This window comes from Enterococcus sp. FR204 (assembly GCF_031143325.1).
GTDB lineage: Bacteria > Bacillota > Bacilli > Lactobacillales > Enterococcaceae > Enterococcus_B > Enterococcus_B faecium.
Genome location: NZ_JAKZIW010000004.1, coordinates 21,038 through 42,837, shown reverse-complemented (window position 1 = coordinate 42,837; position 21,800 = coordinate 21,038). Strand labels below are relative to the sequence as shown.

The 21,800-nt window shown below is 39.4% G+C and carries 17 protein-coding genes and 1 riboswitch; of the genes, 1 reads left to right on the top strand and 16 read right to left on the bottom strand.

Annotation, left to right across the window (positions count from 1 at the left end):
* Positions 1–56: 56 nt before the first annotated feature.
* The 9 genes from thiT to mprF form a co-directional block, all read right to left on the bottom strand.
* Positions 57–626 carry an energy-coupled thiamine transporter ThiT gene (gene thiT / locus RG571_RS02080; protein ID WP_002301201.1) on the bottom strand — a complete coding sequence of 190 codons (570 nt, stop codon included), beginning with the start codon at positions 624–626 and terminating at the stop codon, positions 57–59.
* Positions 627–691: 65 nt separating this feature from the next.
* A riboswitch (TPP riboswitch) is annotated at positions 692–794 on the bottom strand.
* A gap of 5 nt (positions 795–799) precedes the next feature.
* Positions 800–1,771: a ribose-phosphate diphosphokinase gene (locus RG571_RS02075; RefSeq protein WP_002287347.1), complete on the bottom strand. Its 972-nt coding sequence runs from the start codon at positions 1,769–1,771 to the stop codon at positions 800–802.
* 93 nt (positions 1,772–1,864) lie between these two features.
* Positions 1,865–3,238, bottom strand: coding sequence for a bifunctional UDP-N-acetylglucosamine diphosphorylase/glucosamine-1-phosphate N-acetyltransferase GlmU (glmU, locus tag RG571_RS02070; protein WP_002298200.1), 1,374 nt, complete (start codon positions 3,236–3,238; stop codon positions 1,865–1,867).
* Between the two features lie 502 nt (positions 3,239–3,740).
* Entirely contained in the window at positions 3,741–4,559 is an 819-nt protein-coding gene (purR, locus tag RG571_RS02065; protein ID WP_002287345.1) for a pur operon repressor, read from the bottom strand.
* Positions 4,560–4,725: 166 nt separating this feature from the next.
* Positions 4,726–5,550 (bottom strand): metal ABC transporter permease, encoded by an 825-nt coding sequence (locus RG571_RS02060; RefSeq protein ID WP_002287344.1) that lies wholly within the window; start codon positions 5,548–5,550, stop codon positions 4,726–4,728.
* Positions 5,523–6,203: a metal ABC transporter ATP-binding protein gene (locus RG571_RS02055; protein WP_114635008.1), complete on the bottom strand. Its 681-nt coding sequence runs from the start codon at positions 6,201–6,203 to the stop codon at positions 5,523–5,525. Before RG571_RS02055 ends, RG571_RS02060 begins: the two co-directional genes overlap by 28 nt.
* 22 nt (positions 6,204–6,225) lie before the next feature.
* Complete coding sequence (locus RG571_RS02050; protein WP_002287342.1) at positions 6,226–7,164, bottom strand: metal ABC transporter substrate-binding protein; 939 nt, start codon at positions 7,162–7,164, stop codon at positions 6,226–6,228.
* Between the two features lie 244 nt (positions 7,165–7,408).
* Positions 7,409–8,260: a 4-(cytidine 5'-diphospho)-2-C-methyl-D-erythritol kinase gene (ispE, locus tag RG571_RS02045; RefSeq protein WP_002296028.1), complete on the bottom strand. Its 852-nt coding sequence runs from the start codon at positions 8,258–8,260 to the stop codon at positions 7,409–7,411.
* Between the two features lie 153 nt (positions 8,261–8,413).
* Positions 8,414–10,987: a bifunctional lysylphosphatidylglycerol flippase/synthetase MprF gene (mprF, locus tag RG571_RS02040; RefSeq protein ID WP_002318849.1), complete on the bottom strand. Its 2,574-nt coding sequence runs from the start codon at positions 10,985–10,987 to the stop codon at positions 8,414–8,416.
* Between the two features lie 139 nt (positions 10,988–11,126).
* On the opposite strand from mprF, the gene proC reads away from it, so the two are divergent.
* A complete protein-coding gene (gene proC, locus RG571_RS02035) occupies positions 11,127–11,933 on the top strand; it encodes a pyrroline-5-carboxylate reductase (RefSeq protein ID WP_002318848.1) in 807 nt (268 codons plus the stop codon).
* A 78-nt stretch (positions 11,934–12,011) separates the two neighbouring features.
* Here the strand turns inward: proC and rny are convergent, their stop codons facing one another.
* The 7 genes from rny to yfmF all read right to left on the bottom strand — a co-directional run bounded on the left by rny (position 12,012) and on the right by yfmF (position 21,581).
* The gene (gene rny, locus RG571_RS02030; RefSeq protein ID WP_308947762.1) at positions 12,012–13,535 is read right to left on the bottom strand and encodes a ribonuclease Y; all 1,524 of its coding nucleotides are present in this window, start codon (positions 13,533–13,535) and stop codon (positions 12,012–12,014) included.
* A gap of 410 nt (positions 13,536–13,945) precedes the next feature.
* Complete coding sequence (gene recA, locus RG571_RS02025) at positions 13,946–14,995, bottom strand: recombinase RecA (RefSeq protein WP_002318847.1); 1,050 nt, start codon at positions 14,993–14,995, stop codon at positions 13,946–13,948.
* A gap of 108 nt (positions 14,996–15,103) precedes the next feature.
* Complete coding sequence (locus RG571_RS02020) at positions 15,104–16,345, bottom strand: competence/damage-inducible protein A (protein WP_002296026.1); 1,242 nt, start codon at positions 16,343–16,345, stop codon at positions 15,104–15,106.
* A 239-nt stretch (positions 16,346–16,584) separates the two neighbouring features.
* A complete protein-coding gene (pgsA, locus tag RG571_RS02015) occupies positions 16,585–17,163 on the bottom strand; it encodes a CDP-diacylglycerol--glycerol-3-phosphate 3-phosphatidyltransferase (protein ID WP_002298210.1) in 579 nt (192 codons plus the stop codon).
* Between the two features lie 208 nt (positions 17,164–17,371).
* On the bottom strand, positions 17,372–18,295 hold the full coding sequence (locus RG571_RS02010; RefSeq protein ID WP_002287423.1) for a RodZ domain-containing protein: 924 nt from the start codon (positions 18,293–18,295) through the stop codon (positions 17,372–17,374).
* Positions 18,296–19,033: 738 nt separating this feature from the next.
* Complete coding sequence (gene yfmH / locus RG571_RS02005) at positions 19,034–20,320, bottom strand: EF-P 5-aminopentanol modification-associated protein YfmH (RefSeq protein ID WP_002327623.1); 1,287 nt, start codon at positions 20,318–20,320, stop codon at positions 19,034–19,036.
* Positions 20,313–21,581, bottom strand: a complete 1,269-nt coding sequence (yfmF, locus tag RG571_RS02000) for an EF-P 5-aminopentanol modification-associated protein YfmF (RefSeq protein WP_002287428.1) — start codon at positions 21,579–21,581, stop codon at positions 20,313–20,315. Before yfmF ends, yfmH begins: the two co-directional genes overlap by 8 nt.
* Positions 21,582–21,800 lie beyond the last annotated feature (219 nt).

The window sequence follows — 21,800 nt, the reverse complement described above, 5'->3', positions numbered from 1 at the left end:
AAGGAAACAAGAAACTAGGACATGATTCTGTCTCAAGTTTCTTGCTTCTTTTTTATTTACAGCTCCTGTCGTTTATCTGGCACAAAAATCGAAGGAATCGTTTGTTGGATCCCTAATAAAACGATGATCGTTACAATAGCTGTACTCAACCCGCTGGCACCATTCATTACGAAAGAAAAGAGCCAAGGATTCATCCCCCATAGTGCATACGCTCCCCAGAAAACCACTCCTGCAATAAAATGCCAAAAATATCTGGAAAGTGCGCCAATCAATGCACCAAACACGATGCTTTTTCTAATTTGTTTCGTATTATCGTCTACATAGCCTTTTTGGACATTTGAAGCCATGAGCCCTGCTGCGCCTGCAAAAGTATAGGCAATCGGGTACTCAATCAACACTTGAACGACACTTAAATAATAAACTTGTCCCAACGGAAAATGTAGGATGCCCCAAATGAAACCTGCCAGCATCCCTGCCTTTGTTCCTCTTCTTAACGCAAAAAGAGTCAATGGAATCTGCCCTAATGAAATAGAAAAACTGCTGCCGATCTGGATCGGAATCAACGACAACACCATCGCTAACGCTGCAACAATCGTTCCTTCTACCCAAACTCTATTTTTTCCCATAAAAAAACTTCCTCCTTTGAATAAAAAAGTCACAAAGGAGGAAGCAGCTTTCGAAAATAGTCAAACAGCTGTTTATTCACAATTCCTACGCTCGCATAACCGATACAGGTACGAAGGGTTTAGAAATAGATTCAATCTCAGCCCAATTGGACTCCCCTTTGTGAGTTTATTTATTATTTATTTTTTGTTTCAAACAATGGACTAACTGGTTTGTTTTCATGGATACGTTTGATTGCATCTCCCATTAGTCCGCCAACACTTACTTCATCGATTTTGTCGATTTTACGATCTTCTGGAAGATAGATCGAGTCTGTAACAACTAGACGCTCGATAGCTGAATCTTCTATTCTTTGTAAAGCAGGGCCGGATAATACTGGATGTGTACATGAAGCATACACACTAGTTGCACCAGCTTCTTTCAAAGCATTGGCAGCCAATGTGATCGTACCTGCTGTATCGATCATATCATCGATCAGTACACAAGTTTTGCCTTTGACTTGTCCAATGATATTCATTACTTCTGCAACATTTGCTTTTGGACGGCGTTTGTCTATGATCGCAATCGGAGATTTCAAAAATTCCGCTAATTTACGTGCCCGTGTGACACCACCATGGTCTGGTGAAACAACGACAACATCATCGCCTTTGATTCCTTTTTCTAAGAAATAATTGGCAATAAGTGGCGCACCCATCAAATGATCGACTGGAATATCAAAGAAACCTTGGATTTGGACTGCATGAAGGTCCAAAGTCAGCATTCTTGTTGCACCAGCTTTTTGAATCATGTTTGCTACTAATTTCGCTGTGATTGGTTCCCGTGCACGTGCTTTACGGTCTTGACGCGCATAGCCATAATAAGGCATGACTACGTTGATTGTTTTTGCACTTGCTCGTTTCAGTGCGTCAATCATGATCAGCAACTCCATCAAGTTATCATTGACTGGGCTGCTCGTTGATTGAATAACATAGACATGCGATCCACGAATACTTTCTTCAATGTTTACTTGAATTTCTCCATCACTAAATTGAGTAACAGATGATTTTCCTAACTCGACGCCGACTGCTGCTGCAATTTTCTCTGCTAATGGGCGATTAGAATTTAACGCAAAAATTTTTAATCTTGGGTCAAAGTAATGTTTTGACATGGGGACCTCCACTTTCTTTTTCACAACTCTAGAATTCTACCTAATAAATAGTAGTCATATTTTTTAAATAAATCAAGTGATTTTGCAAAAGTCTTAGTTTAGATAAGGGAGTTTTTTTGCATATCCTTCTTTATTGACTTGTCTTGCTCTCGCAATTGCCAGCGCATATTCTGGAATATTGTCTGTAATTGTTGACCCTGCAGCAATCGAACTGTTTTTAGCTACCTCGACAGGTCCGATGATATTCGTGCTAGAACCAATAAAGCTGTGGTCGCCGACAGTCGTATGATGTTTGTTCTTTCCATCATAGTTGACGAAGACAACACCACATCCGACATTGATTTCTTCTCCCAGCGTAGCATCACCAACATAAGTCAAGTGACCGACTTTAGTTCCTTTGCCGATTTGAGCATTTTTCACTTCCACAAAGTTTCCGATATGGACGTTTTCGCCAATTTCAGCTTTTGGTCGTAAATGTGCATAAGGTCCCACATCTGCATGTTTCTTGACATGGCTGCTTTCAATGACTGAGTTTTCAATGACGACGTGATCCTCAATCCTACTGTCTACGATTTTTGAATGTGCCCCGATGACACAATCAGAACCGATGACTGTATTTCCTTGGATTTGTACACCTGCTTCGATCAATGTGTCTGGACCGATTTCTACGCCTGCATCGATGTATGTCGTTGCTGAATCGACAAAGCTTACGCCATTGACCATATGCATCTGGTTAATTCGCTTTCTCATGATCTCATTTGCTTTAGCTAACGCGATCCGATCATTGACTCCCATTGATTCTTCAAAATCATCCGTTTGATAAGCAGCAACTGTATTGCCTTCTTCTTTTAAGATTTCGATGATATCTGTTAGATAGTATTCACCTTGAGCATTGTTTGTTCCAACTTTGCTTAACGCATCGAACAAAGCTTCGTTGTCAAAACAGTAAGTTCCTGTATTGATTTCTTGTACAAGAGCTTCTTCTGGTGTTGCATCTTTTTGTTCCACGATTTTTTCTACGATCCCAATATGGTCACGGATGATTCGTCCATATCCTGTTGGGTTTTCTGCTTGTGCCGTCAAGATCGTTGCACTTGCATTTTTTCCTTGGTGATATTCAAAAAGATTGTTCAGCGTTTCAGTAGTCAATAATGGTGTATCGCCACTGATAACTAACGTTGTTCCTTTTTTTCCTTCCAAGAAAGAAGCAGCTTGCAAAACAGCATGTCCTGTTCCCAATTGTTCTGCTTGTAACGCATATTTACTGCGTTCTCCTAGTTGTGCTTTAACTTGTTCTGCTCCGTGTCCAACGATCGTAATCACTTCATCTGGTTTCGTTTCACTGACCCGATTAATGATATGTTCTACCATAGGTTTACCAGAAACGGGATGTAAAACTTTATATAATTTTGACTTCATGCGGGTACCTTTCCCTGCCGCCAAAATAATTGCATAACGTGCGTCCAACTGCGTCACTCCTAAATATAGTTTGCTGATTTCAGTTTATCCCAGTATACCCATTTTTTCAACAAAACAAGTGATTTTCTTTTATCCCAGCGTTTTCTGGATAAAAAAATAGATAGACCATAACGGGCCTATCTATTTGGTAACCGGTGCTCTCCTGCCAAGTCCTCGGTCACAAGTCACACTACTCATAAAACATGAAAAGCTGTTTTTTGAAATCGTTTCTTGTGACTTAGAGTTAAACGGTAGGCTTACAACCTCTTCATTAAACGGTTTTCAATCAGCTGACCTTCGGTATTAGCTCAATAAACGGCAAAATATGAGGAGCAATTTTTCCGTTTATTGAGCTAATACTCAGGACAGGACGCTGATTTCACAACCTCTAGATAAACGGTGTTCAAAAGCCAGTTTCTCGGTATTAAGCCAAATTTATGAAAAAATGTGGAAAGCCATTTTCACAAAATTTTTCTTACTACTCGAAACTAAGCGGCTTTTTCACAACCTCTTATTCTGAAAAATAATTTCCCGGCACAACCGTAATATTTTTCGTTTGAGTATCTACATCTTTGACATAAAGCAGTGACGTATAATCATCGATGGCGCGATGACCGTTGAATTTTGATTCGGCAAATACAGTGATGCCAACAAGTTCTGATTCGAATTCTTCAATCAAGCTCTTCATTCCGTTGACTGTTCCGCCGCCTTTCATGAAATCATCCACTACAAGGACACGTGAACCACGTTTCAAACTTCTCTTAGACAGTTCCATCTTTTCAATTCTTTCAGAAGATCCAGACACATAGTTGACACTTACTGTTGATCCTTCTGTTATTTTTGAGTCCCGGCGTACAATAACGAATGGCGCATTCAGATAATAGGACACAGCTTGGGCAATAGGTACGCCTTTTGTGGCTACAGTCATTACAGCATCGATTTTTTCACCAAGGTATTTAGAAGCAATGATTCTTCCAACTTGACGCAGCAGTTCAGGTTCTCCTAACAAATCAGAGAGATAAACATATCCTCCTGGAAGCAGACGGTCTTGTTCTGATAGACGTTCTGCTAGAGATTCAATATATTTTTTCGCCTCTTCATATGAAATTTCAGGGATGAACAATACACCACCTGCAGCACCTGGGATTGTTTCCAAGGTTCCATACCCTCGTTCTTTAAATGTTTTCTTGATGATTCCCAAATCTTCACTGATAGAAGATTTAGCAGATTCATAACGTTCGGCAAAGCTTGTTAAGGAAATCAATTCATGCGGGTGATTCAATAAATACTGTGTCATGTCAACTAGACGTTCACTGCGACGTACTTTCACCTATTCCAACTCCTTTTAAGAAATTTTATCGTTTTACATTATATAAGTTTTTCTTCAAAAATTCGAGCATTTTATGAAAAAATAAGAAAATAGTTCGGTATTTATTAAAATAAAAAGAAGCCTATAAAAAATTTTTCGTTTTTATAAGGCTTCTTTTCTTTATAATTTAGTTATTTTTTCTTCTGAAGGCAACCAATATTCGTTTGATGATATTTACAATCAGGAACAAAGCAATAAAGACTAATGTGATTGTTGCTCCTGGAGGTGTATCTAGATAAAACGAGCTAGTTAGTCCTGACAGCATCCCTAGAAATCCTACACAAACACTGATAGCAATCACGACATTGAAGCTTTTGCCTAATCGCATACCGATTGCTGCGGGAAGAACCATGATTGCGGATATCAAAAGTGCACCGGCAATCGGGATCATCACAGCAATAGCCACACCAGTAATCACATTGAACATCATCGACATCAAATGAACGGGTAGCCCATCCACGTGGGCGGTATCTTCATCAAAAGTCAGAACATACATCGGCCGTTTGAATAAAAAGAACAATATACCGATGGCAACGAATAAGATTCCTAAAAAGATGACTTGCTCCCATGTAATGGTCACGATCGAACCAAACAGATAGGATTGGATACTTGTTGCTGAATTCCCTCCGCTCAAATTCATCAATACTAACGCTAGCGCCAAACCACCAGCCATTAAAATGGCAATGGAGATTTCTGAATAGGTTCGGTAGATCGTTCGCAGATACTCCAATATCACAGCTGCTAATACAACGACTAGCATGGTCGTAAGTGTAGGATTAAGGTTCAAAAAGAATCCTAACGCTACCCCTGCTAAAGAGACATGGGAAAGCGTATCAGCCATCAGCGATTGTCTTCTGATCACTAAAAACACACCTAGCATCGGGGCGATTCCGGCAATGAAGATAGCGGCAAGAAACGCTCTTCTCATGAATTCATATGAAAGCAACGCCATTGAGAATCCTCCTTTCTCACCAGTCGGATCTGTCTGTCCGCATACTGTTTGATATCTTCATGATCATGGGTGATCATTAGAACTGATTTCCCATGGACATGCGCACTATGTCGGAGAAGACGATAAAATTCATTTCTGGATTCTTCATCCATACCTGTTGTTGGTTCATCAAGAACAAATAAGTCAGGGTCAGTAGCAAAAATACGCGCTAAACTGATTCGCTGCTTTTGTCCGCCAGACAATTCACCTATTCGCCGATTTCGCATATCCCACATCCCTACAGCTTCTAAAGCACGCTGTACATGTTGATGATCTTTTTCAGAGAGACGCTTGAACCAGCGGCCTCTTGGATATCTTCCTGAACGGACTAATTCGATCACCGTACTAGGAAAACCTGCATTGAAAGATGCAACTTGTTGAGGAATATAACCGATACTTAATTTTTTTCCTTCTTGATTTTTCTCAGCAATCTTTATCATTCCTTTTGAAGGTTTCAGTAATCCTAACGATGCTTTCACCAAGGTTGACTTGGCTGCTCCATTTTCTCCAGTTAAAATGACAAATTCACCCACATCTACATGATAAGAGACATCTTCTAGTACAGGTTCATCATCATAGTAAAAGGTCAAATCAGATATTTCGATATAACGCACCTTACAACCTCCATTCTAAAACTTAATTGATACTTTCTTTTAAAGCTTTCAGATTTTTTTCCATGACAGAAATATAATTTTCGCCTGCTTTGATTTGTTCATTAGTCAAGCTTTCTAAAGGATTCAACACTTCTAGCTTCACTCCTGTTTCATTCGACAATGTCTCAGCTACCTTCGAAGAGGCATTTTCTTCAAAATAAATCACTTTGATGTTGTTTTTCTTCACAAATTCTTTTAGCTCAGCTAAGCGACTTGGTGTGGGTTCCTGATCTGGTGAAACGCCCGAAATCGCTACTTGTTTTAAGTCGTATTGATTCGCTAAATAAGCAAAAGCAGCATGCTGAGTGACAAATGTGCGGTTTGTTGCATCTTTTAGCTCATCGGAGTATTTTTGATCCAGTGCTTCAAGCTTTTTGATATAAGCATCGGCATTCTTCGTAAAAGTTTCCTTTTTATCTGGATATTTTTCGCCTAATTCTTCAGCAATCGTTCTGACTTCTTTTATAGCTAATACCGGATCGAGCCAAACATGTGGATCGTATTCATGTGAATGACCATGCCCTTCTTCTGATTCTTCATGTTCGTCTGCTTCTTGCGATTCTAAACGGTCGATTCCTTTAGCTGCTTCGATCATCAAGGTCTGTTTGCTATCCACTGAATCCTTTAACGAATCCACAAAAAATTCCATGTCTGAACTATTATACACGAAAACATCTGCATCGGAAATTTCTGCTCTTTCTTTTGCACTTGGTTCGAAATCATGCGGCTCCGTTCCAGCAGGGATCAAAAGTTTCACGTTTCCTTCATCCCCTACGATCTCTTTTGTAAAATCATACATCGGATAAAAAGTCGTAACGATCGTCAAATCCTCTTTTTTGTCTGCTTCCTTGTTCGTATTTCCACATGCTGCAAACAGTAAAGCACCTATCATTACCGTAGCTGTCAAAAGATATTTTTTCATTTATATGCTCCTTTCAATGAACAAATCGTAATTTTACGATTTATTAACGTGAACTAATGTATCAAAATAAAAAAACACAGTCAATAGAAATCCATCAATTTCTGATTTAAGCATGTATATTCTTGATTAAATCGTAAAATGGATGAGTTGCTGCTCATATCTAGCCATTTCACTACAATAAAAAACTGAAGAATACCATTTTAGGATTCCTCAGTTTTTCATCACCTATTTTACTTCTTATATTTTATTGCAGGGTTCGTACTAAATAAACTTCCTCACAAAAACCTTTTAACCCATTATATACTCTCTGCGCTCTTGAATAATGTTGACACAAGGCAAAAACGGTTGGTCCGCTTCCACTCATCAATGCGGCATCTGCTCCGTACTTGATCATACGCTCTTTGATTTGATGGATGACTGGATGCCGCTTTCCCGTTATATCTTCTAAACTGTTTCCCATTTTTTTGATCATCTGCTGATAATCTTGCTCTCGGATGGCTTCAGCAAGTCCGTGGATGTCTTGATGTTGGATGGCTTGCGTATCTACTTCTCTAAACACTGTACGTGTAGAGACACTCATTCTTGGTTTGACCAACACAACCCAGCACTGTGGCATAGAAGGTAATACTTGGATTTCTTCCCCTTTGCCACCGACAAATGCCGTACTTCCGTAGACACAGTAAGGAACATCTGTACCGACTTCCAAACCGATTTCTGCCAGTTCTTCTAACGAACAGCCCAGATTCCATAATTGGTTGATCCCTCTTAGAGCAGCTGCACAGTCTGTACTTCCTCCGCCTAATCCAGCTGCTACTGGAATATTCTTCTTAACAAAGATCTTGACACCGGTTTTGATATTGTATTTATTTTTTAGCAATAAAGCAGCTTGATAAACATTGTTCCGTTCATCTACCGGTAAAAATGCTTTATTTGTTTCTACAATGATTTTGTCTTCTGTTATTTCTTCAAAAAATAGATGATCTGCCAAGTCTACGCTCGACATCACCATTTCCAACTCATGATACCCATCTTGCCGTCTATATAATACATCCAGTCCTAAATTTATCTTGGCTGGCGCTTTTTCAATCAATTCCATCCTCTCACCCATTCGAAAAGTCTAAGTCGCAAGTATTCTATCATAGGGAAAAATAAAAGTATAGCTTATGTCTGCCTAGTGGTTGATTTTGTCATCGTTTCAACAGCTTTCACAGAATTTTCTCTTCATAATCCAAACAAGTTCTAGTGATTCTTATAATTCTGTGAGCACTTCTTCTGCCAAACTCGGAATATTTCCTTTTTCTTTTCCTATCAGACTGAGTAGCTGCATGGTAGCAAATCCGAAATTACTTCCTTTCCTATAAGCAAAGTAACGTCCTTCCCAATGATCGACATATTTTAATTTCTTTTCATAAGCAGACTGGAAGGAATAGAAAAAATTACCATAATTATATACGATATGCATGACTTTTTCTTGAAAGAAAGAAAAATCTGTTTCTCCAACATTAGCTAATGGAGCTAAGCCTAGATTGGCTTCCGAGTAGCCCATTTTCTCGTATACAATAAACAGATTGGCTAACAGATAGTCAGCTAATTCCTCAGATTCTTTAGGTAAGACCCGCAACAAATCATATCCCGCCTGCTTCTTCGTCATCGGCTGAGCGGTGATGAAGCCAACGACTTTTTGATCTTTACGGACAATACCGACACCGCTAGATAATACATATGATTTATCAAATCGTCCCACAGAGAAGTATTTTTCTCGTGCACCTTGAAGCCATTTTTGTGAAACTTCATTTACAGCTTGATGTAATTCTTCTGGCAGTTGATCGTACCAAGTAAAATGGTATCCTTCTTTCATCAAACGTTGATATTCAAGTTGCTGACTCAGCCGAGACAAGTCTTCTGTTGCTAGATCAACAATCCCTGCTTCACCTACTTTCGTGAAGTGAAAACCCAATTCATGAAGCATCACTACGTAGCTTTCTGATATCTTATAAAACGCAAGCTGATAGCCTAAACAATCTGCTTGTTTCATAAACTGATTCGTTGCTGCCCGCATCATTTTAGGATTGCCAACTGGATCTCCTAAAACAAAGCATTTGTTTCCTTTGATCTGATAACCAAAAACGACTTGATCTTGGTCATCTTCTTGGTAATAAAAATAACTGTAACCTGACAAGCGAAGCTGATGGCTTGTAGCTGTGCCTCCGTATGTTTCCAATAAACGGTCAAAACGGTCTTTTTCGTACTCACTGCCAAGCTTCGTAGTATCTTCAGCTAAATATTGATAAAGCGCCACTAAAGCTAGCAATGAGATGCCCAAACCAATAAGCCCTGAGAACCACACATCATCTGAAGGAAACAAAATAAAATGATTTCCTGTTATTCGACCGACTAAAAAGCGTCCGCTGTGATAGCCTGCGATTGCGTAAACGATAAACAAAAAGCCGAACAAGCTAGCATCAAAGATTATAGCTCCCCAAGAATAAACGAATTTTGTTCGATAAAATTCTTTTCTGGATAACCACACAGCTAACAGAATCAAGACATATACCAATATCAACTGCCAAGATAACGTACGTGTGATTGTATTTAAAATACCAAAAGATAGTAAAGCAATCGTAGGCAGAAATGCCTTTTTGACTTTTACTGAAAGTGCTCGAGCAAGGCCGAGTAATAAAAAGCCAACCAATAGATTCACTGTCTGATCTAAAAAATTGAATGAGAACGGCAATAATACTTGAAATAGTCGACTGATTGCAGACAGATTAGTGATTGTTGATAGAAGTACCATCATGATTCCCGCAAAATAGACAGCACTTACGAGCACGATATGCGCAACCTTTTGGAAAAACAGTCGCGGAATGTTATCTAAAAATCGATTGATTTTGACTCCTGTATGTGTGATGAACAATAGAAGTCCCGTCATAAAAGGTAGAACATAATAAAACAACCGATAATATAATAGCCAAACTACTGCTACATCTTGCCGAACAGACAATTGACTCATTCCTAAGATCATCAAAACGTCAAAAGTCCCCATTCCACCTGGGACCATCGTCAGCATTCCTATCAATGTAGCAATCATGAACATAGGATAGATCGAAAGCATCGAAATATCTATTCTCATCAACTTGCCGATGATCAAAAATACCGCAAGGGCTCCCGTCCATTGTCCAAAGGATGCCAGTAGCAGACCAAGCAAGCCTTTTGGATAAAACTCGAAGAACAATGTCTTTCTCTTTAGATAAGCAAAAAAGAAAATGACTGGTGCTAAAAAACTACCGCCGAAAAGCCAGATCCAATAGCTTCGAAAAATACTTTCTGACTGAATAAAAAAGACATCAATAAATGTAAGAAACGACCATACAGACAAACCAGTCAGCATAAATAGTGCGACTTTTGATACAGTGGCTAAAACCATTTTTCTATTTGTCTGCTTTCCATAAAAACTAGCCCGAAGACTTGCTCCTACCACACCACCAAAACCGGCGAGATTGTTGATCGTGTTTGTTACCCACGCAGCAAGAAGAAACTCTTTTCTTTCCATTTTTGGTTTTCCTTGTTTTTCTAAGACTCTGATCGTCACCCAATCATACAACAACATCGGAGTGACACCCAGCAGTCCAGCCAGAATCATGAGCAGGATCGTCATGTGGCTTTGTTGTCCCATCCTTTGCCAAATATCTTGCCAACTCATGCCATTAGCAATATTTGCGACTTGATTTGCCACAAAGACTAACACGGAGCCGAAAAAAATCAGTTTTAAAATCAGACTATGTTCCTTTATCCATTGCAGCATCAAGTATCGTTTATTTTTCACATTTTCCCATTCCTAACTTGTATACTTTTTGTCATACCCCAATGTTATCTTATTTATTTTAATTTTTCCACTTTAGACCTGTTCTTTGCTTGCGATCATAGAAAAAGAAAGATATCCTAATGCTAAAGGAGAGGATAACATGAAAGTAGGATTTATCGGTACAGGAAATATGGCACAAGCTATTATTGATGGTTTATTGAAAACAGGAACAGTCTCGAAAGAAGAAGTGTTCGTTTCCAGTGGTCATTTTGAAAATGCACAAAAATTTGCTGCTGAAACTGGCGTCCATGCATGCAAAAGTAATCAGGAAGTTGCATCACAATCAGATATCGTTCTTTTAGCCGTGAAACCAAAAATCATTGAAAAAGTATTGGAAGAACTAAGAGAATATAGCCAGAAAGTCTTATTCATTTCTATTGCTTCAGGAAAATCATTAACAGATTTAGAAACAGCGCTTGAAGATCCTCAGGCCTCCATCGTACGTGTGATGCCGAATGTCAATGTCAGCGTAGGAGCAGGCGTTTCTGCGATTTGCAAAAATGAAGCTGCCACGGAGGAACAGCTTCAGCAAGCTACGATGATTTTTGAAGCAATCGGCAGCGTCTATCCTTTAGCAGAATCAGATTTCAGTACATTCATTGGCCTTGCTGGCAGCTCACCCGCATTCGTTTACATGCTGATCGATGCGATGGGACGGACTGGTGTACTGAATGGTTTGTCCAAACAGACAGCAACTGAGATTGCTGCAAAAGCAATTATGGGTTCTTGTCAAAAATTCCTTTCAAGTGATAAAAATCCATGGGAACTTGTAGACCAAGTTTCTTCTCCCGGCGGTACAACTGTTGCAGGTGTAGTTGCCTTAGAAGAAGCAGGATTCATCCCAGCCGTCATCAAAGGAATCAATACGACGATCGAGAAAGATCTTGAGATGTTGAATAAAAAATAATGATAGCAATGTTTTTTCGTGCCTTACAAAAAAAGAAGAGCTGTGGCTTTTGCCCCGGCTCTTCTTTTGTATTTTTTATTATTTAGCATAATCAGTTGCACGAGTTTCCCGAATAACGATTACTTTGATGTGTCCAGGATAATCCAGTTCTTCTTCGATTCGTTTACGAATATCACGTACTAAACGAACAGCGTCTAAATCCGAGATTTCTTCTGGCTTGACCATTACCCGAACTTCGCGTCCAGCTTGAACTGCGTAACTTGATTCTACACCGGCGAAGCTGTTCGAAATATTTTCCAGACTTCTTAAACGACGGATGTAGTTTTCTAATGATTCACTTCGCGCACCAGGTCTTGCTGCTGAGAGCGCATCTGCTGCAGCTACAAGGACAGAGATAACAGAAGTAGCTTCCACATCGCCATGATGAGAAGCGATCGCGTTGATTACTACTGGGTTTTCTTTGTACTTGGCAGCTAATTCCGCACCGATCTCAACGTGAGATCCTTCAATCTCATGGTCAAGTGCTTTCCCAATATCATGGAGCAACCCGGCACGTTTTGCTAATTGGATATCTTCGCCAAGCTCTGCTGCTAAGATACCAGCTAATTTTGCAACCTCGACCGAATGCTTCAAGACGTTTTGTCCATAACTAGTTCTGAATCGCAGACGTCCGATGATCTTGATTAGATCTGGATGAAGTGTATGAGCACCGACTTCAAACGCTGCCTCTTCCCCGTATTCGCGAATACGTTCATCCATTTCTTTACGAGATTTCTCGACCATTTCTTCGATACGCGCTGGATGGATTCGTCCATCTTGTATCAGTTTTTCCAAGGTCATCCGTGCGATTTCTCTTCGGATTGGATCGAATCCGGAAAGAACAACTGCTTCCGGTGTATCATCGATGATTAAATCGATACCAGTCAGCGTCTCAAGCGTTCGAATATTACGACCTTCTCGTCCAATGATACGACCTTTCATTTCATCATTCGGAAGGGTAACGACTGAAACAGTCGTTTCTGAAACTTGATCTGCTGCGCAGCGTTGGATCGCTAATGATAATAAGTTTTTCGCTTTGCGATCTGCTTCTTCTTTGGCACGCTGTTCAGATTCTTTTACCATTAGAGTTAACTCATGATTCAGCTCTTCTTCAGTCGATTTCATGATGACATCTCGTGCGTCCTCTTTTGATAAACCAGCAATTTTTTCTAGTTCTTTTTGTTGATCTTCAATTAATTGCTGTTTTGAACTAAGTGCTTCTTCTTTACTTTCAAGTGAGTTCTCGCGTTTTTCTAACGAGTCATCTTTACGATTCAGCGTTTGTTCGCGTTGAATCAAACGATTCTCTTGAGATTTTAATTCTAACTTACTTTCTCTCAGCTCACTTTCAACTTCAGAACGGTATTTCTGATTTTCTTCCTTAGCTTCTAACAATGCTTCTTTTTTTAGAGTTTCTGCTTCTTTTTTTGCACTATCGATGATTCCAGCAGCTGATGATTGTGCACCAGCTATTTCTTTCTCGTGACGTGACTTTGCGACCATAAACCCTAAACCAAGACCGACAATTAAACCGATGATAGCGAGGAGAATGTTGAATACCATAAAATCCACCTCCATACTATCTTTTTCATTTTTATCATCTATACAGCTTCTATGATAAATTATTCTAAACTTGTCAATATGCATCTTCGCATATATGTGTACAAAAAACATGCACAACTTTATTCTAATGTTTGTACCCCGTAGTGTCAACTTTAAATAAACAAAGAAACGGCTTTCTATTTATTCATTAAACGATGGTTTTTAAAATAAATGACACTAGTTTCATATAGGTAAACCTTTAAGTTGAGAAACTTTTCTATTAAATTATTCTTTGTAGATGAACAGATATTTTTATTTTATGTACCCACTCGCATAATTAAATAACTCACGATTTCTTTATTCAATAAAAAAACGGCAGGTCAAGGAGAGTACCTACTCTTCAGACCAGCCGTTTTTGTTTATCATGATTTTTATTCTTCTACTAAAGGCAATTCTTCTTGTCCTTTTTCATCTTCTGGGACAGCGGCTTCTTCGCCAATACCATAAGCTGCTCTAACTAGAGCAGAAACTTCTGCCATCATTTCAGGATGATTAGCCATATAGATTTTAGCGTTTTCCCGTCCTTGGCCAATCCGATCTTCTTTATAAGAATACCAAGCACCACTTTTATCAACGATGTCTTTTTCTACTGCCATGTCTAGAAGTTCTCCTTCTTGTGAGATACCTAAGCCATACATGACATCTACTTCAGCGATTTTGAAAGGAGGTGCTACTTTGTTTTTCACGACTTTGATCTTTGTACGGTTACCAACAATATCTGTTCCTTGTTTCAATTGTTCTGCACGGCGTACTTCTAAACGGATCGTTGCGTAAAATTTCAATGCGCGTCCTCCAGGCGTGATTTCTGGATTCCCAAACATCACGCCTACTTTTTCACGGATTTGGTTGATGAAAATAGCGATTGTTTTTGTTTTGTTAATCGAACCAGAGAGTTTACGCAATGCTTGAGACATCAAACGTGCTTGTAACCCGACATGTGAGTCGCCCATTTCGCCGTCGATTTCTGCTCGTGGAACTAAAGCGGCAACTGAATCGACTACTACGATGTCTACAGCTCCACTTGATACTAAAGCATCAGCGATCTCCAGACCTTGTTCTCCTGTATCAGGCTGTGAAAGAAGTAGTTCATCGATATTCACACCTAATTTTTGTGCATATTGCGGATCTAACGCATGCTCAGCATCGATGAAAGCGGCAGTTCCGCCATTTTTTTGTACTTCTGCAATAGCATGTAGCGCCACTGTTGTTTTACCTGAACTTTCAGGTCCGTATACTTCGATAATACGTCCACGGGGATAACCGCCGACACCTAAAGCGACATCTAACGCAAGAGAGCCACTTGGAATTGTAGAGATTTGCTGGTCGATTTTTTCGCCCAATTTCATAATAGAGCCTTTACCATAGCTCTTTTCAATTTTTTTCAGTGCAGCATCTAAGGCTGCTTTACGATCATCTGCCAATACGATAATCCTCCTTATATTTACAAATCAGAGCAACATTTCATTATCCTTATCATATCTTTTTTAGTGAAAAAAAGCAAGAAAAAACCGAACAAATATTCGCATTTATCATTTTCTTAAAAGCTGTTTTCTCAAAAGATCAAATCCTTGCATAACCGCATTATATCTGATAGCAGCACGGTCTCTGGCAAAGTGATATTTTTCTGAAACTACGCCGTCTTTAGATGAAATAGCGATCCATACTGTTCCTGCAGATTGACCTTCTAACGTGTCCGGTCCAGCCACTCCGGTGAAAGCTACACTGTAATCTGTTCTTGCTATCTCACGTGCTTGAATGGCCATCTGCTCCACACATTCTTTGCTGACTGTTCCATATTCTGCTAATAGCTCCGGATCAATCTCCAGAAAACCAGCTTTTGTTTGGAGCGAGTAGGTAACGAATCCACCTGGAAATACTTCAGATACACCAGCAATATCGCCCAATGCGGCTTGGAAGGCACCGGCTGTCAAACTTTCCGCTGCTGTTACAGTCTGCTTGTTTTCTTTCAGTAGTTCCACTACGACTTTTGCTAGCGAATTATCATCGCCGTATCCATAAAAATATTCCCCTACTCGTTCTTGGATTTTTTCTTCTAATGCTAAAAGAGCTTGATTCCCTGCCTGAACATCATTTGTTTTCACTGTCAGTCGTAATGTCACTTCATTTGGTTTGGCATATGGTGCGATCGTTGGATTGATCTGTGTCTCAATCAGATCTTTTAGCTCAGTGACCAGTCGCGATTCACCAATCCCATAAAAGCGCAAAACTTTAGAAATTAGTTTTTCTTCAGAAGGAAAACGTTCCTCTAGTAAAGGACGTACTTGTTCCACAAACATTGGTTTCAACTCATTAGGCGGACCGGGAAGAAGGATATACGCATGTGTATCTGTTTGATAAAAAGTCCCTAAAGCAAGCCCTGTACGATTTGGTAGAGGAACCCCGCCTTCGATAATCTGGGACTGTTGCAGATTGTTTTTGGTCATTTTTCGATGGGTTGTTTCAAAATATGCCAATAATTTTTTGTATCCTTCCGTATTTTGTATGAGAGACTTACCGAGGTGAGCCGCAGTTGCTTCTTTTGTTAGGTCATCTTCTGTCGGTCCTAATCCGCCACATAAGAGTATGAGTTCACTTCTTGTTTCAGCTAGAGCAATCAACTCTTCTAAACGCTGCTGATTATCTCCTACAACTGTTTGATAATAAACTTCGATACCTAGATCAGCTAGCTGTTCTGACAAGAAAGTGGCATTCGTATTCACGACTTGTCCTAGTAAAAGTTCTGTTCCGACAGCTATTATTTCTGCTTTCATTACTTCCCGCTCCCTTATATAGTATACGCTGTATTTTTATATTTTTTTATTTAAAAAGAGGGCAAGGAGCTGTGACAAAAATCTTGTCACAGCTCCTTGTTCTAAATAAACAGTGTTCTCCTGCCAAAACCTCGGTCATAAGTCACAATATACATAAAACATGAAAAGCTGTTTTTTGAAATTATCCCTTGTGACTCAGAGTTAGACGGCAGGCTCACAACCTCTCCACTAAACGATACTTACATTGATCCTTTGAACACACCGCTGTTTTTGATGAAGTAATCCACACCTGAATAGATAGTAAAGATCAGACAAGCATAAAGCATGATTTGATCTACTGGAATACCGATCAGGCTGAATGGGATATTATTGATAAACAGCAAGATAATAGCAACCATTTGTGTAGCCGTCTTGACTTTTCCCGGCCAAGCTGCAGCCATGACTTCTCCATGTTCGACAAGTAGTAAACGCAAGCCTGTGACGGCTAATTCACGACAGACAATGATCGCTACTACCCAACCAGGGGCCTTTCCTTGGTCAACCAACATGATAAAAGCAGTCATAACTAGCATTTTATCTGCCAACGGGTCCGCAAACTTGCCAAAATTAGTGACAAGGCCTCGCGCACGGGCAATTTTTCCATCTAACCAGTCTGTGATACTAGCTAAAGCAAAAATAACTGCACCTACTAGCTGTGTGACAGCCAGTGTGGTGTCTCCTACGTTAAGTTGTCCCCAATCTAAAGGTAAACCTACAACCAAAATGAAAATCGGGATCATACAAATTCTAAGTACAGTTAATTTATTTGGTAAATTCACACTATCGACTCCTTTCTTCCCTATTCTACGTGACTATCAGCGAAGTTTCCACCGATATTATTTACTTTTCCAAATGAATTTATTCAAAGGAGTATTTTTATTGAAATTGATCTTTTTGAATTAACGAAGAAGGATCGCGACACAGATTTGTCACGATCCTTCTTTTTTATACCTGCAAGTAAACAGATGCGTAAACTAATTTATACGATCACTCTGCGTATTGAAGAGTAAGGTTCACATTTTTTGGACTCTGATTGTTTTCCCCTGGATTAACTGGTACGGATTCTCCATTCGCTTTGATCGTTGCATTGCTTGCTGCACCAATCGTGATGGTCGCATTTGTTGCTGTTTCCGGTAACACGGTACTCTGTGTTTCATTTGCTGCCAGTGTCCCTTGATAAACATAGGCATTGTCTACTAGCACACCTAACCATACACGATTGACAGCAGTAAATTCAAGGGTTACAGGCTTGGTAGCGTCTGTGATATTTACTGCGATGGCACTGCCAGAATCTTCTCCTGTAGCTATTGCCATTTTCTTTTCTTCACTTGATTTTGTTGTTGATTCTACTGTAGAAGACTCTTTGGTCTGCGTGCTTTGCTCTGAGGAAGAGGACTCCTCGACTGATCCTTCTACTTTAAGCGAAGAAGCTGTGTCTCCGATTATTGGATCAGCTTGACGATCTTGCCAAGTCATATAGCCCACGACAACGACAATCGCCAAAGCAACCAATCCTAATAAAATGACAGGAAGACTTGTCCAAAAGCGACTTGGATGCGATTCTTCCTGATGCATTGCTTTTCTAGAAGTACTTACTGTTTCAGGCTGCGGACGTTCAGGGACCGATCCTGTCAATTTGCTTTTCCCATCAAAAACATCGACTAAATGGTCTCCATCTTCTCCTACAGCTTCAGCGTATTGCCGAATAAATGCCCGCACGTAAAATTTACCAGGCAATTGGTCAAAATCATCATTGTCGATTGCTTCCAAATAACGTTTTTGAATTTTTGTAATCTGCTGTAATTCATCTAAAGATATTTTTTTATTCAGGCGTGCTTGCCGTAATTTTTCTCCGATGGTTTCAAAAGCCACTCGTTCATCTTCTCCAGTCTGTTTGATTCTCCGAAGCATCTGCTGTTGCAACGAAAGACGTTATGTTTGGGTGCTGTGACAAAAGTCATGTCACAGCTCCTTTTTTCCGAATAAACATTGTTCTCCTGCCAACTCCTCGGTCACAAGTCACAATATCCAATAAATATAAGAAGCTGTTTTTTGAAATTGTTCCTTGTGACTCGGAGTTAAACGGCAGGCTCACGACCTCTTTCTTAAACGGTATTCAATCAGCTGTTCCTCGGTATTAGCTCAAAAACCGGCAAAATATAAGGAGATATTTTTCCGTATGTTTCTCTAATACTCAGGTCAAAACGCTGATTTTACAACCTCTTCCTTAAACGGTGTTCAAAAGCTTGCATCTGCGGTAATAAGTCCAACCAAGTTAAAAACATTAAGAAGCTGTTTTTACTTGGCTGTTCTTATTACTTGATGCAGGGCAGCTTTTTCACAACCTCTTGGTACACGGTGTTCCAGAAGTAGCTTCTTCGGCAATAAGCCGAAATATCACAAAAATTTGAGAAGCAATTTTCGTAAATTCCTTCTTATTTCTTGAAGCTGACCACTTCTGTCACAACCTCTTTGATTACTTCGTTTGATTTTATTTTAATATAAGTTGATTAAAAGAGAGCATGATTTGTTTTATTTTCTCACTAATTTTTCCAACACAACTAAGAATACCATAAAAGCTGATTTTGGAGGAGGTTCCTACTACAAGTCTAAAACGAAATTTAAGACTTTTCCTCATAAAATACTGGTTTATTTTGGTCTCATGTAAAACTCGCTGAAGGCCTCTTCACTTATAAATGCTTCCCCAGCTGCCAGTACGTCTTTCATTTGGATCGAATCGATGATTTCAGGAAGATCAAATAAAGTTCGATCGCCAAATAAACTTTGCGTAAATTGATTGGCAATATATTCGATCGAATTTAATGATTGGAAATATTGTCCAAGCATTTTCTTCTTCAGCAAATCGAGATTTGTTTCTGACACTTCCGGATCATCAGCGAATCCAAGAATGATTTCTTTGACTTTTTCTGCTGCTTTCTCTGGTTCGTCCGTATCTCCGCTGAAGTCCGCAAAGTGAAATTCACGATCCAAGCTGAATTCAAAGCCAAAGCTGTCATCGATAATTCCTTGATTGTACATCGCTAGATAGTTTCGAGAAGTATTGCCTAAAATCATTTGGAACAACAGATTGATTGCTGTTTTATAGCGTAACAGTTCTGTTCCTTCTTGCGGCAATGTGTCTAATCCTTTAATACCAAGTACAAATTTATCTCGTGTAATGGCTGCTTCCAATGCACTTTGTTTGATGATTTCTTTTGTGTTTTCAGGGAAATAACGTACAATTTCTTGCTTTGGAGGGAAATTTTTTGCTTCTTGGTTTTCCCGAATAAGTTTCATCAATTTCTCAGGCTCCATCTTACCAACTACAAATAAAACCATATTGCTTGGCTGATAAAACGTCCGATAGCACGTATACAAGTCTTGAGCTGTGATTTTGTCGATACTTTCAACCGTGCCCGCAATATCGATATGCAATGGGTGTGTAGGATACAAGTTATTTAGTATGCCAAAAAATATCCGCCAGTTAGGGTCGTCTTCATACATTTGGATTTCCTGACCGATGATTCCTTTTTCCTTGTTTACAGTTTCTTCTGTGAAGTAAGGTGCTTGTACAAAATCGATCAGAGTCGTCAGATTCTTTTCTACCTGATCCGTCGTAGAAAACAGATAGCTGGTTTTCGTAAAACTTGTGAAAGCATTGGCGGAAGCTCCTTGTTTCCCAAATAATTGAAAGACATCACCATCTTCTTTTTCAAACAACTTATGTTCTAAAAAATGGGCAATTCCATCTGGAACTTTCACCTTTTCTTTTTCACCATAGGGAATAAATTCGTTATCGATCGAACCATAATTCGTACTGAACAAACCATATGTCTTGTGATAGTCATTTTTAGGCAACAAATACACGGTCAAACCGTTTGGCAGTACTTCATGATAAAGTGTTTCATTGATTTGCTCATATTCTGTTTTATTCATTTGCATTTCCTCCTGCTAAAAAGAAGATTGCCTGCAATTCGATTTGCTCAGCCACTTGTTGTATCTCTTTGATTGTCACGCTTTCCATGCGTTTCAACCATTCTTCATCAGATAATTTTGTTTCTGGCAGCCAGCTGTCCAAAAAAGAAGCTTCGATTGCTGCTTGAGGAGAGTCTAGAGAAAGCAGATATTGGTTTCTCAGCATTGCTTTTGTCTGAGACAGTTCCAACTCTGTTATTTCACCATTTCGCAAACTTTCTAATTGCTCGTGAATCAGATGAAGTACTTGATTTCGGTTCTTTTCATCGATACCGGTTTGGACACTCATGAACCCTCGGAACGTATCCACGCTACTAGAGGCATAATAAGCTAGACTTTCTTTCTCTCTGACATTCATGAAAAGTTTAGAGTGAGGAAAACCGCCAAATAAACCGTTAAAGACCATTAGCGCAAAACGTTCTGGTTCATCGTAATACACATTTGTCTGATAAGCTAGGTTCAGCTTTGCTTGAACGATTGGCTCACGTACTTGTCGTTCCTTCACGATATTCACTTGAGGCTGGGTATAAAACAGATCGGGATAAACTGTTTCCCGCGACTCAAATGGTAATTGCCCAACTGCTTCAGCTGCTTTGTCCGGATCAACATCGCCGACAACAAAAATGTCGATTTGATCATTTGCCATCATTTCTTGATAGTAGGACGCTAGCGAACTAGCAGTGATCTTGTCCAGATCTTCGACTACGCCCAACCCTGGGATCTTTTGTTCCGGGCTGTTTTCAAAATAAAGTTCTTGCAAGGCATAGGAAGCAAAAGTTTGTTTATCTTCCTTCAAACTTTCCAAATATAGACGCAGATTGTTCTTTTCCAAGTCAAACGTCAACTGATCAAACTGATGATTTTTAATATTTGGATAAAATAAAACCTCTTTTAAAAAATCTACCGCTTGAGAAAAAAGGTTTGGATCATTGACATATTCACCATTCACAAAACTGATCCCTGCGTTTAGCCAATGTAAATTTCCTTTTTTTCTAACTGATAATCCAAAGCTTGCGCCATAAAGCTCTGCAAGTTGCGCACTTAACTTTGTCTGATCCGGATAATTCAAACTATTTGTTTCCAACATGCTGCTGAGAAGTGAACGTTTCGTGATGACTTCTTGTTGCAGACGCGCAGTAAAACGGATAAAAATCCGGATCGTTTTGTATTGTTTTGTTGGTAAGACATGAAGATTCACGCCTTCTGCCAATTGATACACCATATTTATATGCTCCTTTTCACAGATGATTGCCCGCTTACTCTTTTAATGGGTCAACCTGCCTTTTTTACTTATTCCTCTGCTTGAAATTTATAAGTTCAGGCAATTCGCCGTTTTTTCTAAATGATGTTACACTTTATAGTATAGCATAGATGTTTTTTATCAAAAGAAACAGACGGCTAAAAGAGTATATTGTTTTTTTATTTTTTATTTTTCGATATA

What these genes read in the sequence shown, in the direction of transcription:
- proC (WP_002318848.1), top strand. Translation starts at nt 11,127, where the DNA reads ATGAAAGTAGGATTTATCGGTACAGGAAATATGGCACAAGCTATTATT.
- RG571_RS02050 (WP_002287342.1), bottom strand. Translation starts at nt 7,164, where the DNA reads ATGAAAAAATATCTTTTGACAGCTACGGTAATGATAGGTGCTTTACTG.
- RG571_RS02075 (WP_002287347.1), bottom strand. Translation starts at nt 1,771, where the DNA reads ATGTCAAAACATTACTTTGACCCAAGATTAAAAATTTTTGCGTTAAAT.
- yfmF (WP_002287428.1), bottom strand. Translation starts at nt 21,581, where the DNA reads ATGGTGTATCAATTGGCAGAAGGCGTGAATCTTCATGTCTTACCAACA.
- RG571_RS02020 (WP_002296026.1), bottom strand. Translation starts at nt 16,345, where the DNA reads ATGAAAGCAGAAATAATAGCTGTCGGAACAGAACTTTTACTAGGACAA.
- ispE (WP_002296028.1), bottom strand. Translation starts at nt 8,260, where the DNA reads ATGGAATTGATTGAAAAAGCGCCAGCCAAGATAAATTTAGGACTGGAT.
- thiT (WP_002301201.1), bottom strand. Translation starts at nt 626, where the DNA reads ATGGGAAAAAATAGAGTTTGGGTAGAAGGAACGATTGTTGCAGCGTTA.
- RG571_RS02010 (WP_002287423.1), bottom strand. Translation starts at nt 18,295, where the DNA reads ATGCTTCGGAGAATCAAACAGACTGGAGAAGATGAACGAGTGGCTTTT.
- rny (WP_308947762.1), bottom strand. Translation starts at nt 13,535, where the DNA reads ATGGTATTCAACATTCTCCTCGCTATCATCGGTTTAATTGTCGGTCTT.
- RG571_RS02060 (WP_002287344.1), bottom strand. Translation starts at nt 5,550, where the DNA reads ATGGCGTTGCTTTCATATGAATTCATGAGAAGAGCGTTTCTTGCCGCT.
- yfmH (WP_002327623.1), bottom strand. Translation starts at nt 20,320, where the DNA reads ATGAATAAAACAGAATATGAGCAAATCAATGAAACACTTTATCATGAA.